The organism is Desulfovibrio sp. (genome assembly GCF_009712225.1).
Classification (GTDB): domain Bacteria; phylum Desulfobacterota; class Desulfovibrionia; order Desulfovibrionales; family Desulfovibrionaceae; genus Desulfovibrio.
This window is the reverse complement of the sequence record NZ_WASP01000002.1, coordinates 18,382-32,868: the sequence shown is the minus strand read 5'-3', so window position 1 is coordinate 32,868 and position 14,487 is coordinate 18,382. Positions and strand designations below refer to the sequence as shown.

The following is a 14,487-nucleotide window of genomic DNA, read 5'->3' as shown; positions in this document are numbered from 1 at the left end:
GGTTTGCATTCCTCTTGGTTTGGCTGCTTACTTTTTTCTGTCGCGCACGTAGTCGGCCATCTGGCGCATGAGCTCACGCTCGGGTCTGTCAGGCAGAGTTTCCAATGCCTGCCTTGCCGCGTCAAGAAATTCATCTGCCTGACGGCGCACGGCGTCGTCATAACCGGCCTGCCGGATGCTTTCGGCAATGCTGGCGGCGTCGGATTCGGTCATCAGCCCGGCGCAGAAGGCGGCGTCAAAGGCGCTGCGTTCATCGGTGCTCAGGCTGTCGCGGTGCAGGCGCAGGGGCGGCGTAAGCTTGCCCTCGCGCACGTCGCCGCCGGTGGGTTTGCCCGTGACGCTTTCGGGGGCAAAATCGAGGGCATCATCCACCATCTGGAAGGCCATGCCGAGATTTTCGCCGTACGCTGCAGCCGCCGCCACAGAGGCGTCGTCCGCCCCGGCGGCAAGTGCGCCCATTTCACAGGCAGCGCGGATAAGCCAGGCAGTTTTGCCGCGAACCATTTCTTCATAGTCGGCGCTGCTAGAATCCACGCGGCGCTGGGCCGCAATTTCAAGTATTTCGCCCGCAGCCGTGCGGCTGGTGGCCTCTGAAAAACAGCGGGTCAGGCGGGTATCGCCGTAGTTTGCCACCAGGGCATTGGCCCCGGCCAGCAGGGCATCACCCGCAAGAATAACGCTCGAAACGTCAAAAATCGTGTGCGCGGCGGGTTTACCCCGGCGGCTTACGGCATTGTCGAGCACGTCGTCGTGCAGCAGGGTTGCGGCATGCAGCATTTCCAGCGTGATGGCCAGATCCTGTATGTTCTTGCTCTCGTGGCCCAAAAGGCGCGACGTAAGCACGGTAAGCAGTGGGCGCAGACGTTTGCCGCCCGCATCAAAAATGTGGCGGGCCACAGGCCGTACGGGTTCCGGCAGGGTATCCACGGCCTTGTTCAGGGCGCGGTTGATGCCGGGCAGCTCAAGAGCCAGACGTGCTTTCAGTTGGATCATATGCTACTCAGATGAGGTTAAGCGCGGGTAATACCCGCGTGAGCGCTGCCAGCGCACCGGGAAAATCCTTTTCGTCCTGGGCTCGCGGCCCAACCTTGTTGGAAACACTGCGTATTCCCACACAGGGAATGCCCATGCGGGCGCAGGCGTATGCCACGGCAAAGCCTTCCATATTTTCAAGACCGGCGGCATAGCGGACGCGCAGGTCGGATGCTCTGGCAAAACTGGCGCTGACCCCGGCCACCGTAAGCGAGGTGCAGGGCAAAAAAGCCGGGTCTTGTGGGTTTGCACCCAGGGCCGTCAGAGCCTCAAGCCCGGCAAGCTGGATGCGGTCGCGCACTGCAGGCCCCTGCGAGGGCTGCCACTGCGGAAAACCAAAAGCTTCTGCTGTTACCGAGTGCCCGTCGTGCAGGCCGTATTCGGGCCAGATTTCTTCCTGCACACGGCACAGGGCCAGCAGGGGGTGCTGCGCCAGATCAAAGGCACCGGCAAGGCCCGAATTGAGCACTGCCGTAGCGGGCGTACCCTCGGCATCGGCCCTGGCAAGCACAAGACCCATGGCAAGCGCAGCGTTGACCGGGCCCACGCCGGTGGTGCAGCACAAAGCAGGGCCGCACTTGAGGCGCAGGGGCCACAAGGTCATCTCTGGCCAGTTCTTGGCCGCAGAGGCAGAAAATCCTTCCGGAACGAATCCCGGTACAAGGCCCGCCAGTTCCGGGCCAGTGGCAGCGCAGAGTAGCAGGCTCACAGGGATTCGGCCCTCCATGCGCGGTACACAGGGCGCGGTGCCAGCAAGGGCCGTCGTGCAGCGCATTTGCGGCATGGCGGGGTGGGGCTTGTGCGCGGCGCTGTGCAGGCAGCCATGATTCGTTCCTTTACAAATCAGTGATTTTCCGTCACCAGAAAACCATGAAATTCGATTACACCCTGTTTTTGCGAGCCCTGGGGCTGGCCATCATCATTGAAGGCCTTTGCTGGACGCTGTTTCCCGGCGGCATGCGCCGCGCTCTGCTGCAACTGCTGCCGCAGCCAGAAAGCCGCCTGCGCGCCATTGGCCTGATCGCTCTGGCCGTGGGGCTTGGGCTTGTGGCTCTGGCCTGCCCCTAGGGGCTGTTTATTCTATGGCGCTTGCACTCTGCTGCCTGACGCAAGCAGGGTACAAAGTTTCTCATAGTATCAAAGCCCCTGACGTCTCTTCACTTTGAGCCGCCCGCATGTCAGTGCAGTGGCGGTGTGATTGCTAGCGCGCCTTTTCCCCCACATGCAGACATACAATGCCCGAGGTGAGCTTTTCGTGCCATGCGCGTTCAAAGCCAGCGGTGCGCATTTCCTGCTCAAGGCTGCGGGCAGACGGAAACTTGCGGATGGTATCGGCAAGGTATTCGTATGCGCCGGGGTCTTTTGAAAAAATTTTGCCCACGCGCGGCAGCAGGTGGTTGAGGTACACATTGTACAGTCCACCCCAGATGCGTTCCTGCCCGGAACCGAATTCAAGAATGCAAGCCCTGCCGCCGGGGCGCAGAACGCGCAGCATCTCAGCAAAGGCCGCCTCGCGGGGCAGGATATTGCGAATGCCAAAAGCAATGGTAATGCAGTCAACAGAGGAGTCGGGCAGGGGCAGGCGCTTGGCATCGGCTGCCACGGGCAGGATGCTGCGTGCGTTGTCGTCCTTGAGTTTGCGGCTGCCACGCACCAGCATGGGCGGGCAAAAATCCATGGCCGGAACCGTGGCCGTGGGGTAGCGGCGGCGAATGGCCAGCGAAACATCAAGTGTACCGGCGGCCAGGTCGAGCACGCGGCCCGTATCGCCAATACGCACATTCTGCGCCAGCACCTTGCGCCAGTACTGGTCAAGGCCGAGGCTCAGCACGCGGTTCAGCAGATCGTAAAAAGGCACAATGCGGCCAAACATGCCAGCCACAGCGGCATCGTGCGCGGGCTTGGCTGTGGATTCTGCGGCGGTGTTGCGGGAGGTTTCCACGTTATTTTCCGCCCTTGTCCTGGTCTGTCTCCACGCCGATGGCGGCGCAGACAACCCGGTAGACCGAGGGAAAAACCTCGGCAAAATTGCTGGGGGAAACCGTGCGCGTTTCAATGAATTTAGCGGTCAGTTCCTTGGCAACCTGCAAGGCTTCCTTGCGATCCTTATCCATTTGAGCCTCAGCTTCCGGCCCTAAGGGCTCGGCAAAAATGAAAACCCGCCCCTTTGGGGAATGGCCAAGACCCACAGCGGGTATTGCCTGGACGGGTTAAGAAACGGAAGCAACAGCCCCCGCCCCTTTTTTTAGTAGTGAGAAACGCGGAACAGCGCCCGCGAAACCGCGCAACAGCATATGCGTTCCGCCTGTCATTGGCAAGGCCGGTGTGGCTTGCCGCCGTGCGTGCGGATTTGTTGCAGCAGGCAATCTGCACCGTCCCGTTTGCCGGTGCAGTTGGGGGCCGGACCGCCTGCTATTCTTCAAGAAGGCGGCTGATTTCTTCGCGCAGGATGCGGGCTGCCGCAGATGCCGCGGCCTTTTCCACCCTGTCGTTAAAGCGGGGTTCAAGGGCATCGAGACGGCTTTCAAGGGCGTCGATGCGGGCATTGGCGCTGCGCTCTGCGGCAATGACCGGTTGCAGCCGTTCGTCTATCAGTGCATGCACGTCTGCGGCAGCTGGCTGTGCGGAGGACAGCGCAGATGCATGGGCCAGCGCGGGGGCTGCGGCCAGAGCTTCGGCAACGGCCTTGCTGATGCATTCCATGAGGCCTTGATGCAGGGGATGCCCTTCCATAAACATGCCCTCCAGCTCCTGACGGGGCAGGGCTGCTGCGGCCATGGTCTGCGAGGCCGCAATCTGTGACTCCAGAGCGGTTTCAAGCGCTATGATGCGTTCGCCTGCCTCATGCAGCGCCCTTTCGCACTGCTCAACGCGCACGGCAAGGCTGCTTACGGCTTCTGCGGCGTCTGCCGCACGGTTGGAGGCGTCAAAGGCCTGTGCGAAGGCATCGAGCGCATGTGAAGAGGCCTCGTTAGCCTGAGCCATCACGGCATCAAGAGCCTCTGCTGAAACAGCTGCAAGGGTTGCGTTCAGCGCGGCCTGCGATTCCAGCCCGGTGGGGTCGGTATCGTCCAGCTGCTGGGCTTCAAGAGCCGCTGGAGAGGTTTCGAATTCAGGAATTTCGGGCAGCATGTCGTCTGCGACAGCGATAGCGGCAGTTTCGGCACCCGGTTCTTCGACAAATTCGGTGGCGGGGTTGGCAAGCAAGTCCATAACATGCTCGGCAACCGGTTCTTCTGCCGGTTCCGCAACGAGCAGACCGTCTACCATGTCGGGCATGACGTCAGAAACGGGTTCGGCCTTCAGGTCTGCATCGGGCCGTTCGGAAAGATCGGCAGACATGGCCGCCAGCAGGTCGTCAGCCGAGTCGGCGGGAATATCCTGATCTGCTGAGCCTTCGGCGGAAAGAACATCACCAGAGGCGGCTGCCATAAGGGCTTCGATGTCTGCGGCGGTTTCTGCCACGGGTTCTTCCGCCAGTTCCTCTGCCGGTTCTTCTGCTGCAACTGCAGCCACTTCCGGGGTCTGTTCTTCCGGCAAAATATCCACCACTTCGGGCTGGGCGTCAGCCGCAAGCTCTGGCTGCGGCATGTCTTCCGTTTGGGGCAAAAGTTCGGTTTCCGGCTGCGCGGGAACAGCTTCGGCCACGGCTGCCTGAGCCTCGGCAAAGGGGTCGGCCATTGCAGGCGCGGCTTCGGGCTCTGGGGCCGGGGCGCTGGCATCTACCGCAGCCAGCAGGCTGTCAATGTCAATGCCCATGTCGGGCTGAGGTGTTGGCTCGGCCACAGGTTCAGCCGCAGCCTCGGGCATGGCCGGGGCGGCTGACTGGGCAGTGTCAAGGGTTTGCTCCAGATCGCTGGTCGCAGCAGCCAGCAGGCTGTCAATGTCCACGTCCATGTCGGCAGGAGCAGCGGGCGCTGCCGGTTCCGCCGGGGCTGGGCTGGGGGCCGTTTCAAGTCCGGCCGTTGCGGCAGCCAGCAGGCTATCCAGATCGTCGTTTGAAACAGCGGGAGCTGGCGTGGTCTTGGCAGGTGCCGCAGCAGGGGCTGGCGCCGAAACTGGCGCCTGGGCGGCAGGCTCGGGGGCATCAATATTCTGTTGCAGGTCATTGGCGGCGGCAGCCAGCAGGCTGTCGATGTCAACACCCATATCGGCTGGCGTGGCAGTGGGCGCTGCAACAGGTGCTGCAGGCGCAACAGGCTGGGGTGCGGGCGCGGCTGCGGGCTGTTCCAGATCAGTGCCTTGCTGCATGTCATTGGCCGCTGCAGCCAGCAGGCTGTCGATATCAACATCCATGCTCGTGCTGGGGGCCGGTTGCGGCGCAGCTGCAGGTCTGGGAGCGGGCTCCGCCGTCTGTATGGGGCTTGGCGCACCGCTCTGGCCACCCGTGGCAGCCTCAAGCAGGCTGTCGAGGTCGTCGTTGGACAGCGCTGTCTGCGGCGCGGCGGCAGGAGCTGCTGCCGGGCTGGCTGCGCTCAGCAGGTCGTCAATCGGGCTCGAGGTGTCAGGCTGCGGCGCAGCCCCAACAGATGCCAGCAGCTCGTCCAGATCCGGAGCATCATGGTTTGCTGCCGTGGTGGGTTCTACGGCAGGCGCTGCGGGCGCGTTGAAGTCGTTGAGCAGGGCATCCACCGCCTGATCGGGAGTTTCTGGCGAGGCTGTTTCAGCCTCACGGTCAGAGGGCTGTGGCGGAATGTCCAGCGAATCCAGCAGGCTGTCCACATCACCCATGCCGGGCATGTTGAGCTGCTCGTTGGGGTCGATGTGGTGGTCTGTCTGCGTGGAAGGTGCGGAAAAATCCAGCGCCACATCTTCTGGGTCTTCCTGCCCATCGGCCTTGATGTCCATCTGGGCCAGCAGGTCGTCAATCTCCGCATCGGCCTTGTTGGAGCCATCGTTAAGATCGCGCAGGTGTTCCTGAAGCTCTTCTTTTTCGGCTTCAGCCTCTGCAGCGGCATGGGCCCGGGATTGCTCGGACGGATCGTTTGCCGGAACTTCGCCTTTTTCGATCAGTTCTGTGAGATCGATGATTTGTTCATCGGTTTCAGCGGTGTTCTGGGCAACCATGCGCCACCTCGTGGGTTATGTGCAGCGGCCAAAGGCCGGAATCTTGCAAAATATCTCGTTTCATACTGCAAAAACGACAGATTTTCGTATCAGTTTATGGCAAAAGACGCAAACCTGCCAAAACAGTCTGCTCCAGAATGCCCAAAATTGCAGATTGGTGAAAAAATCAGCGGTCTGGTGACAGGCGCGGGCATAATATTTTTTTCTTCATTGCCCGCCGCTGTGCCAGTTCTGGTGCGATGACGATGCTTTCAATAACGCAGAAAGCCGCCCGAAGGCGGCTTTCTGGCAGAAAACTGGTATGCGGTCTACGGATGGCACTTGGACTTGGCGCAACCGGTCATGTCCTTCTTGAGGTCGGGCTTTTCTTCGCCAACCTTGGAGTGACAGCCCATGCAGTTGGGGTGCTTGAGTTCTTTCTTGGTGTGCACCACATAGTACAGGCTCTTTTCGCCCTGCTTGCCGGTGAGGTCGTCGTGGCAACCGGAGCTGCCGCACTTGGCATAGCTTTCCTTGCCGTCCACCAGATGGTGACAGGTAACGCACTCAACCTTGGCATGAACCGCGTGGGGGAACATGACGGTTTTCTGGGATCCCTTGAATTCCAGCGGTTTGTCAGGAGCGGCAGGAGCGGCAAAAGCGGCCAGGGCCAGGGCAAACACCATGATACAGGTAAGAACCATAACTTTCTTCACGGCAGACCTCCTTAGTGTGCGGCAGATGGGAACAAATTGGTGGAATTTTACGGCCCTCTGTGCAGTGTGTCAATGACTATGGCAAAATGTCATACCAACTACTTTGGTAAGTTGCCAAGATCAGAACCTTTTTTGCGGGCATACCCTCTCGGCGTCAGCATGAAGTTGCCCAGCGCGCGGCTTTCCGCATTGCCGATGATGAGCAGGGACAGCATGTCCACCTGTCCGGCGTCAAACTGGTCAAGCCTGAACACGCGCGCCTCTTCGCCGGGGCGGAAGGCCTTGCGCACCAGGCCCACGGGGCAGTGTGGCGCACGGAACCTGCGTGCTATTTCAAGGGCCTGCTCCAAATGGTGCGGCCTGCCCTTGGAACGCGGATTATAGATGGCGCAGACAAAGTCAGCTTCCAGCGCGGCATTGAGCCTGCGCACGATTGTTTCCCACGGGGTGAGCAGGTCGCTCAGGCTTATGCAGGCAAAGTCGTGCATGAGCGGCGCGCCCAGCAGGGCAGCGGCCGCACAGACGGCGGGCACGCCCGGCACAACGCCAAAGGGAACCGTGCCCATAAGCCCCCTTGATTCCAGCACCTCAAGCGCCAGCCCGGCCAGGGCGTAAATGCCGGGGTCACCAGAGCACACAAGAGCCGTGGGCTGGCCGCCAAGGGCCGCCTCCACCGCTGCGATGCAGCGTTCTTCTTCGTGCCGCATGCCCGTGCTGATGCACTGCTTGCCCGCCAGCAGCTCCGACGGCACAAGTTCCATGTACAGGTTGTATCCGGCCACGCAGGTGGCCTGCGCAAGCACGGAGCGGGCCTGCGGGGTAAGACATGCGGCGTCGCCAGGGCCAAGGCCCACAACGTGCAAACTTGCTGGAGTCATTGAATTATCCTGTCTGTCAGGCAGCGGCCAAGGCTATGGCCATGGTCAGCTGGCCCTGCACTGTGGTTTTGTGAACAAGCAGGCGGGGCGCACCCGCCGGAAAAATATGTGCTGCCGCCAGCAGCGCAGCCGCCTCGCAGACGCTGAAGGGCGGCTGGTCAAAACGCCTGCCTGCGGCGGCTGACGGGTTGGGCGTGGGGCAGAGCGCAAGGTCGCTGGCCGCAAACCCTCGCAAGGGGATGCGCATGCTCCCGGCCAAGGCCAGCAGGGCAGGTTCCTGCAGTTTTTCATTCACCGTGGCAAAGGCGGCAAGGGCCAGAGGCTCCAGCCCCTGCTGCGCAAGCAGGTCGTTTACGGCGTTTTGCACAAGGCTTGCCGGTATGCCCTTGCGGCAGCCAAGGCCCAGCACAAGCCTGGGAACAGCCACGCGCAGGGTTGTGGGCCGGGGGTCAAGCCGCCGCCAGTGCGCGGCCACCATCCGAATTTCATCTGTTGGCGGTCGTGTGTCGGTACTCGCAACAGGCAGAGGCAGCAGGCCGGGATGCTCGGGCACCGCACGGCAGGGGTCCCACAGGTGAAATTGCTCGCCTTCCAGCAGGGCAGCCTGCACGGCGGGCAAGCGGTTCCAGTCTACGGGCGGCAGGCCCGCATCGCGCAGCAGCAGGTCTAGCGCGGGCGTTGGCGTTTGTACTGCGCCGGGCATGGCCTGGGCTGCATCCGAAGCTGTGGTGATGACCGGCGCGGCATGCAGCAGGTTTGCCACATGGCGGGCAAGCTCGTTGCCGCCGCCCCAGTGACCGGCAAGCAGGCTGATGACGTAGTCCCCTGCGGGGTCAAGCACCAGTACCGGTGCGTCGGTGCTTTTGTGCTCCAGCAGTGGGGCCAGCGCGCGCACGGCTATGCCCGTTGCGCCAATAAAGGCATGGGCCGCAAAGCTGGGGTATGTTTCGGCCAGCAGGGAGGAGATTTTGTCAAAAGGCGTGGCCCCGACGGGGCAAAAACGGGCCGGAGAAAATATCTGCACACTGTCCAGTGTGGCGGGCACGCCTTCGTGAGTATGCCGGGGCGTATGGCCGGGGAGGTTCCACGGGCTGGCAGTCAGGCAGGTCGCCAGACGCTCCGCCAGAGGCAGGGCAGACTGGCTGAGCGCATAGCAGGCAAGCGCGTGGGTGCGGTGGGGGATGGGCAAGATGTCTCCGGCTTCCGGCTGTAGGGTTCGCCGCAGAGCGCAAGGCGGGACTGGTGCATCCTGCAGGCAGGGGATCAGCGGCGGAAACGCTGGCAAGGTCTCAATCGGCAGCGTTCACATGCCAGAAGGGGGCCGGTATTCAGCCCCCCCTGGCATACGGAATTTAGAACGTCACCTTGCGGGCGGCGTCCAGAGCCTTGCCGAAGTCGTCTGCGGTGTGGACAAAGGACACCATGCCGGTTTCGTAGCCCGAAGGCGCAAGGTAGATGCCCTGATTGCGCATCTGCTTGTAGAAACTGGTAAAGAGGTTCTGGTCGCACAGTTTTGCCGTGGCAAAGTCGGTCACTTCCTGTTCGCTGAAGTAGGGGCAGAACATGGAAGCGATAGTGGGCATCTGGATGGGCACGCCCTTGGCCGAAAGAATATCGCGCAGTTCCATGGCAAAGGCATGGGTGCGTTTTTCAAGGGCAGCGTAGTCGGCGGCCTTGAGGTAACGCAGGGTGGCAATGCCCGCGGCCATGGCCAGAGGATTGCCCGAGAGCGTGCCAGCCTGATACACGCCGCCCCGGGGGGCGATCAGTTCCATGTACTTGCGCTTGCCGCCAAAGGCCCCAACGGGCAGACCGCCGCCAATGATCTTGCCAAAGGTGGTGAGGTCGGGGTCGATGCCATAACGCGCCTGCGCACCGCCAAAGGCAGCGCGGAAGCCGGTGATGACCTCGTCAAAGATAAGCAGGCTGCCGTATTGCTGGGTGATGGAGCGCAGCCCTTCAAGAAAGCCGGGCTTGGGCAGCACAAGGCCCATGTTGGCGGCGATGGGCTCAACAATGATGGCGGCAATGCTTGCGCCGTGCTGTTCAAAGATGCCCTTGACCGCTTCAAGATCGTTGTAGGGAGCAAGCAGGGTGTCGGCCACCACCGCTGCGGGCACGCCGGGCGTGCCGGGGATGGAAAACGTGGCGAGGCCGGACCCGGCGGCCGCCAGGAACGGGTCGGCGTGGCCGTGATAGCAGCCAACAAACTTGAGTACCTTGTCCTTGCCGGTAACGGCGCGGGCAAGGCGCAGGGCGCTCATGGTGGCCTCTGTGCCAGAGTTGACCATGCGCACCATTTCAAGGCTGGGCATGGCGGCAACCACTTCTTCCGCCAGGGTGACTTCTGCCGGGCAGGGAGCGCCGTAGCTCGTGCCACGCGCTGCGGCCTCGCACACGGCCTTTGTCACCGAGGGCTCGTCGTGGCCCAGAATCATGGGGCCCCACGAAAGCACAAAGTCGATGTACTCGTGACCGTCCACATCGGTAATCCGGCAGCCGTGGCCTTCGGCAATAAACAGGGGTTGGCTGTCCACATTGTGGCAGGCGCGCACGGGGCTGTTGACGCCGCCGGGAATGACAGCGCAGGCTTTTTCAAAAAGCTGCCGAGAAGTGGTGTCCATCAAAGGCTCCTTGGTGTCAGGCAAAATAGGTCATGGAAATTTTTTTCAGTTCCTTGAGGCTGCGCAGCACGGCGTGCTCGCGCAGGGGGGTATCGCGCTTGAGGTCGTCCACCACGCCAAGGCATTCCGCCTCGCTACGCCCGTGAATCATGGTGTAGAGCTCGTAGGGCCAGTCGGGCGCCGAGCTCGGGCGGTAGTAGACGTGCGAAATGTGGTCGTGCCGGGAGGCCTCTGTGCCGCACTGCTCGGCCATATCGGGGCTGATTTTCCAGGCCACCATTGCGTTGTGGGTCCAGCCGGTCTTCTGGTGTTTAATGCTGGCACCAAAGCGGCGGATGGCTCCTGATTCCTTGAGCGAGCTGAGCAGCTCAAGTACCTGGGCTTCTGTCATGCCCGCCTTTTCGGCGATGTCGGCGTAGGGAGTAAGCGAATCTGGCAGGTTGTCCTGTACTATGCGCAGCACAGCCTGTTCTGCGGGGGTAAACTGACGGCTCATGAATTCTCCGGTGATGCGGGCTGAAACGTTGCGCAATCCCTGGCGCCCAGGCCAGCGGTCGCCGCAAACGCGGCCCCTGGCCGTGTGGCAGCCAGGGGCCGTATCAGCAAAAGCGGATTATGTTCCTAGCGCGAAAAAGAACGCGCAAAAAGGTCCTGAATGGCTACACGGCCATTGTCTTCAAGAAAACGGGTGCCGGTGGCGGCAAAGTGGGGATGGGTGATGCGGGGTTCGTCTGTCTGGGTCCATTTATCTTTGTCCCAGAAAAACCAGGCATTCTTGGGCTGATCAAAAACAAGCAGGGGCTTGTTGCAGATTTTGGCAAATTCTGCGCCCCAGCCGGTGCCACCCTTGACTGTGCCATCGGGCTGCACAGCGCCGATAACGATGATCTGCTCGCCACTGCTGACCTGCCAGCAGATGGACTGCAAAACCTTGCGGAAAAGAGGCGCGCGCGTGTATTCGCGGCTCATGAGCCGCGAAACATAGGTCAGACTTACATCCTTGAGGGCCAGTTCTTCGGAAGTGAGCACCCGCACACCGCGCGTGCGTTCGATCTGGTGTCCTTCAAAGCTGTAATTTACTTCTTCCAGACCCCAGCTTTCGGCCAAAGCGCCGAAGAACTGTTCTGTTCCAGCGGCGCCGCCGCTGTAAAGCACACACTGGTTGGGGGTAAGCATGCTGCCCTCCTCAAAGGATTGTTGCGCCGGACAAGGATATTCGGGCCGAAATAACCGGCAGAAGCGTCAAAACCATCATGGCAAAATTTGCAGCGGTCGGCAAGGCAAGCCCGCAAAGAAAAGCCGTGAAAGGTATTTGTTTTTCAGGCGGGGGGCGACCCGCACAACGTAATATACCCGCCAGAAAGCACGTTCTGGCGGGTATGGTGCAGGTGTTATGGGCCGGTTTTTACAGCAGATGGGGGCAGCGCCTTGTGCGGCTTGCACAGGGGCCGCCCCCATCCGGTTTTATGAATCTGGATTTAATGCACGGTGGGCTTGAAGGCCCCAAGCCCGGTTTCAGACCTGATCTTCTGGTCGTCAAAAGCCTCGCGTTCCTGCCGGGCCTGAGCCGAGCGGTCGCACATGGAAACTATCCATATGCAGGCAAAGGCCAGCGGCATGGAAAAGATGGCCGGTGACGAATACGGAAAGGGCGCGCTGCCGGGCGGGTTGCCCAGCGTTCCCACCCACACCGCGTCAGAGAGCACGGTCATGACCAGCGCCGCAAGCAGACCCACAAAGCCGCCGCTCACCGCGCCCTTTGTGGTGCAGTTTTTCCACAGCACAGAAAGTATCAGGGCCGGAAAGTTGGCCGAGGCCGCAATGGCAAATGCCAGCGAAACCATGTAGGCCACGTTCTGCTTTTCAAACACGATGCCCAGAAACATGGCTATGATACCAAGCGCCACTGTTGTCAGCTTGGATATCTTGAGTTCCTGGGCAGAGCTCACCTTGCCCTTCTTGAGGGCAGAGGCGTAGAGGTCATGCGCAACGGCAGAAGCTCCCGAGAGGGTGAGCCCTGCCACAACCGCAAGAATTGTGGCAAAGGCCACCGCCGACATGAAGCCGAGAAAGACGTTGCCGCCAATGGCGTTTGCCAGGTGCACGGCCGCCATGTTGCTGCCGCCGCGCAAAATGCCCTTGGCATCAAGAAATTCTGGGTTGGTGCTCACAAACACGATGGCCCCGAAGCCGATGATGAAGGTCAAAATGTAGAAATAGCCGATCCAGGTGGTTGCCCACAGCACGCTTTTTCTGGCTTCTCTGGCGTCGGGCACGGTAAAGAAACGCATGAGAATATGCGGCAGGCCCGCCGTGCCAAACATAAGCGCAAGCCCCAGCGAAATGGCCGAAACGGGGTCTTTGACAAAGCCGCCCGGTCCCATGATGGACGTGCTCTGCTTGATGCCCACGGCGGCGGTGAACAGTTTTTCGGGGCTGAAATCGTACCGGGCCATGACCATAAAGGCCATGAACGAGGCCCCGCCGAGCAGCAGGCAGGCCTTGATGATCTGCACCCATGTGGTTGCCGTCATGCCGCCAAAAAGCACGTAGGCCATCATAAGCAGCCCCACAATGACCACCGCATAGTGGTAATCAAGGCCAAAGAGCAGCTTGATGAGCTGCCCTGCGCCCACCATCTGCGCAATGAGGTAAAAGAGCACCACCACCAGTGTGCCCGAAGCGGCAAAAATGCGCACGGGAACCTGCTGCAGCCGGTAGGCCACCACATCGGCAAAGGTAAAGCGTCCCAAGTTGCGCAACCGTTCGGCCAGCATAAAGGTAATGAGCGGCCACCCAACCTGAAAGCCGATGGCATAGATGAGGCCGTCAAAGCCCGTGGCCATGACTGCGGCGGAAATTCCCAGAAACGAAGCAGCCGACATAAAGTCGCCGGCGATGGCAAGGCCGTTCTGAAAACCGGTTATGCCGCCGCCCGCAGTATAGAAATCTGCGGCGGAGCGGGTGCGCTTGGCGGCCCACTTGGTGATCCACAGCGAGCCACCCACAAAGACGGTGAACATGATGATGGCCGTCCAGTCGGTTGCCTGCTTTTGTGTTTCCTCAATGGTGCCCGCCGCAAGGGCAAAGCCGGGCAGCGCGGTTGTCCAGACTGCAAGCACAAGTGCGGCAAGGGCGCGCCAGATGGAACAGCCGTAAATTTTGTGCGGCCACATGGTGCGGGTTGGCGTGCTCATGACTGCACCTCTTTTTCAAGTATCTGTTTGAGGGCAGGGTCGAACGTATTATTGGCCTTGCGCACGTATATTGCCGTGAGCAGCACGGTGAGCAGTATGATGCCTATGCCCAGCGGAATGCCCCAGGTTGTGGTCATGCCCGCTGCAAGGGGCGTGGCAAACAGCGATTTGTCAAAGGCCACTATGAGAATAAAGCCATAATAGGCCGCAAAAACAAGAATGGTAAGGCTCCAGCCCAAGGAGTTTCGGGCCTTGATCAATTGCTGGTATTGAGCATTTCTTTCAATCCGTCGCGTCAATTCTGAGGCCATTGTCCCCTCCGTACATTATTTGTCCTTGTGTCACATCACACGCAGGACGTTATGGGAGCCTGTGCGTGCCGTATCTGCGCGGTTGCAGCGCCAGATACATCATGGCCGCAGTTATGGCGTCGTTCATGGCATCGTGCCTTGGCAGGGTGGGAAGCCTCAGGTTTTTGACCATGGTCTCCCACCGCAGATCAATGTAGGCGCCAGGATATTGCGCAAATCGCCAATCGTAATAACGGCCGGACACTTCAATCCGGCGGTTTGGCAATGCTGCCCCCATTATTGGCCTCAAATATTTGTTCAACACTGCTATGTCGTACTGCAAATAATAGCCGACCAGTGTTCTGCCCCTGACAAACTGAAGAAACTCCAACAATACATCCTGAAGAGGCAGGCCGTTGCTGAAATCACAGGGGCGCAGCCCGTGCACGCGCACGTTTTGCCCTTCCGGGGCGTGCTGCGGTGTGATCAGCGCGTTAAACGCCTGCCTGGTGCAGATGCGCTGCCCGTCAATGCGTACGGCAGCGATGGAAAGCAGTTCCGCCTCCTTTACGTTGAGCGAGGTTGTCTCGCAGTCTATGCTCACCAGCTGGCCGTCGTCTTCGTCCAGCAGCGAGCGGTAGGGTTCGTGCAGGCGGCGCTTGCCCCATATGCGCCCCACGGTTTGCAGCCACGATGCGGGCATC

At 60.8% G+C, this 14,487-nt stretch carries 15 protein-coding genes; 1 reads left to right on the top strand and 14 read right to left on the bottom strand.

Annotation, left to right across the window (positions count from 1 at the left end; genetic code table 11):
* Positions 1 to 27 precede the first annotated feature (27 nt).
* Together F8N36_RS00590 and mqnB are read right to left on the bottom strand one after the other, a co-directional pair.
* A complete protein-coding gene (locus F8N36_RS00590) occupies positions 28 to 993 on the bottom strand; it encodes a polyprenyl synthetase family protein (protein WP_291330811.1) in 966 nt (321 codons plus the stop codon).
* Positions 994 to 1,000: 7 nt separating this feature from the next.
* Positions 1,001 to 1,741 carry a futalosine hydrolase gene (mqnB, locus tag F8N36_RS00585; protein ID WP_291330810.1) on the bottom strand — a complete coding sequence of 247 codons (741 nt, stop codon included), beginning with the start codon at positions 1,739 to 1,741 and terminating at the stop codon, positions 1,001 to 1,003.
* Positions 1,742 to 1,902: 161 nt separating this feature from the next.
* Here mqnB and F8N36_RS00580 point away from each other — a divergent pair, with 161 nt between their 5' ends.
* Positions 1,903 to 2,100 (top strand): DUF2065 domain-containing protein, encoded by a 198-nt coding sequence (locus F8N36_RS00580; protein ID WP_291330809.1) that lies wholly within the window; start codon positions 1,903 to 1,905, stop codon positions 2,098 to 2,100.
* A gap of 133 nt (positions 2,101 to 2,233) precedes the next feature.
* Here the strand turns inward: F8N36_RS00580 and F8N36_RS00575 are convergent, their stop codons facing one another.
* From F8N36_RS00575 to F8N36_RS00520, 12 genes are all read right to left on the bottom strand, one after another.
* The gene (locus tag F8N36_RS00575) at positions 2,234 to 2,974 is read right to left on the bottom strand and encodes a ubiquinone/menaquinone biosynthesis methyltransferase (protein WP_291330808.1); all 741 of its coding nucleotides are present in this window, start codon (positions 2,972 to 2,974) and stop codon (positions 2,234 to 2,236) included.
* A gap of 1 nt (position 2,975) precedes the next feature.
* A complete protein-coding gene (locus tag F8N36_RS00570) occupies positions 2,976 to 3,146 on the bottom strand; it encodes a hypothetical protein (protein WP_291330807.1) in 171 nt (56 codons plus the stop codon).
* Positions 3,147 to 3,444: 298 nt separating this feature from the next.
* Positions 3,445 to 6,099, bottom strand: coding sequence for a hypothetical protein (locus F8N36_RS00565; RefSeq protein WP_291330806.1), 2,655 nt, complete (start codon positions 6,097 to 6,099; stop codon positions 3,445 to 3,447).
* A gap of 308 nt (positions 6,100 to 6,407) precedes the next feature.
* Positions 6,408 to 6,794 carry a cytochrome c3 family protein gene (locus F8N36_RS00560; protein WP_291330805.1) on the bottom strand — a complete coding sequence of 129 codons (387 nt, stop codon included), beginning with the start codon at positions 6,792 to 6,794 and terminating at the stop codon, positions 6,408 to 6,410.
* Between the two features lie 98 nt (positions 6,795 to 6,892).
* A complete protein-coding gene (gene cobJ, locus F8N36_RS00555; RefSeq protein WP_291330804.1) occupies positions 6,893 to 7,672 on the bottom strand; it encodes a precorrin-3B C(17)-methyltransferase in 780 nt (259 codons plus the stop codon).
* Between the two features lie 16 nt (positions 7,673 to 7,688).
* Positions 7,689 to 8,861, bottom strand: a complete 1,173-nt coding sequence (locus tag F8N36_RS00550; RefSeq protein ID WP_291330803.1) for a cobalamin biosynthesis protein — start codon at positions 8,859 to 8,861, stop codon at positions 7,689 to 7,691.
* Positions 8,862 to 9,024: 163 nt separating this feature from the next.
* A complete protein-coding gene (hemL, locus tag F8N36_RS00545; RefSeq protein ID WP_291330802.1) occupies positions 9,025 to 10,296 on the bottom strand; it encodes a glutamate-1-semialdehyde 2,1-aminomutase in 1,272 nt (423 codons plus the stop codon).
* Between the two features lie 16 nt (positions 10,297 to 10,312).
* A complete protein-coding gene (locus tag F8N36_RS00540; RefSeq protein WP_291330801.1) occupies positions 10,313 to 10,792 on the bottom strand; it encodes a siroheme decarboxylase subunit beta in 480 nt (159 codons plus the stop codon).
* A 125-nt stretch (positions 10,793 to 10,917) separates the two neighbouring features.
* On the bottom strand, positions 10,918 to 11,472 hold the full coding sequence (locus tag F8N36_RS00535; RefSeq protein WP_291330800.1) for a hypothetical protein: 555 nt from the start codon (positions 11,470 to 11,472) through the stop codon (positions 10,918 to 10,920).
* A gap of 302 nt (positions 11,473 to 11,774) precedes the next feature.
* Positions 11,775 to 13,493 carry a cation acetate symporter gene (locus F8N36_RS00530; protein WP_291330799.1) on the bottom strand — a complete coding sequence of 573 codons (1,719 nt, stop codon included), beginning with the start codon at positions 13,491 to 13,493 and terminating at the stop codon, positions 11,775 to 11,777.
* A complete protein-coding gene (locus F8N36_RS00525) occupies positions 13,490 to 13,804 on the bottom strand; it encodes a DUF485 domain-containing protein (RefSeq protein ID WP_291330798.1) in 315 nt (104 codons plus the stop codon). The genes F8N36_RS00530 and F8N36_RS00525 overlap by 4 nt, the downstream gene beginning before the upstream one ends.
* A 49-nt stretch (positions 13,805 to 13,853) precedes the next feature.
* Positions 13,854 to 14,486, bottom strand: coding sequence for a 3'-5' exonuclease (locus tag F8N36_RS00520; protein ID WP_291330797.1), 633 nt, complete (start codon positions 14,484 to 14,486; stop codon positions 13,854 to 13,856).
* Between the last annotated feature and the right edge of the window lies 1 nt (position 14,487).

Coding starts and splice junctions, on each gene's coding strand:
- F8N36_RS00580 (WP_291330809.1), top strand. CDS start 1,903: ATGAAATTCGATTACACCCTGTTTTTGCGAGCCCTGGGGCTGGCCATC.
- F8N36_RS00540 (WP_291330801.1), bottom strand. CDS start 10,792: ATGAGCCGTCAGTTTACCCCCGCAGAACAGGCTGTGCTGCGCATAGTA.
- F8N36_RS00530 (WP_291330799.1), bottom strand. CDS start 13,493: ATGAGCACGCCAACCCGCACCATGTGGCCGCACAAAATTTACGGCTGT.
- hemL (WP_291330802.1), bottom strand. CDS start 10,296: ATGGACACCACTTCTCGGCAGCTTTTTGAAAAAGCCTGCGCTGTCATT.
- cobJ (WP_291330804.1), bottom strand. CDS start 7,672: ATGACTCCAGCAAGTTTGCACGTTGTGGGCCTTGGCCCTGGCGACGCC.
- F8N36_RS00590 (WP_291330811.1), bottom strand. CDS start 993: ATGATCCAACTGAAAGCACGTCTGGCTCTTGAGCTGCCCGGCATCAAC.
- F8N36_RS00565 (WP_291330806.1), bottom strand. CDS start 6,099: ATGGTTGCCCAGAACACCGCTGAAACCGATGAACAAATCATCGATCTC.
- F8N36_RS00520 (WP_291330797.1), bottom strand. CDS start 14,486: ATGCCCGCATCGTGGCTGCAAACCGTGGGGCGCATATGGGGCAAGCGC.
- F8N36_RS00535 (WP_291330800.1), bottom strand. CDS start 11,472: ATGCTTACCCCCAACCAGTGTGTGCTTTACAGCGGCGGCGCCGCTGGA.
- F8N36_RS00525 (WP_291330798.1), bottom strand. CDS start 13,804: ATGGCCTCAGAATTGACGCGACGGATTGAAAGAAATGCTCAATACCAG.
- F8N36_RS00570 (WP_291330807.1), bottom strand. CDS start 3,146: ATGGATAAGGATCGCAAGGAAGCCTTGCAGGTTGCCAAGGAACTGACC.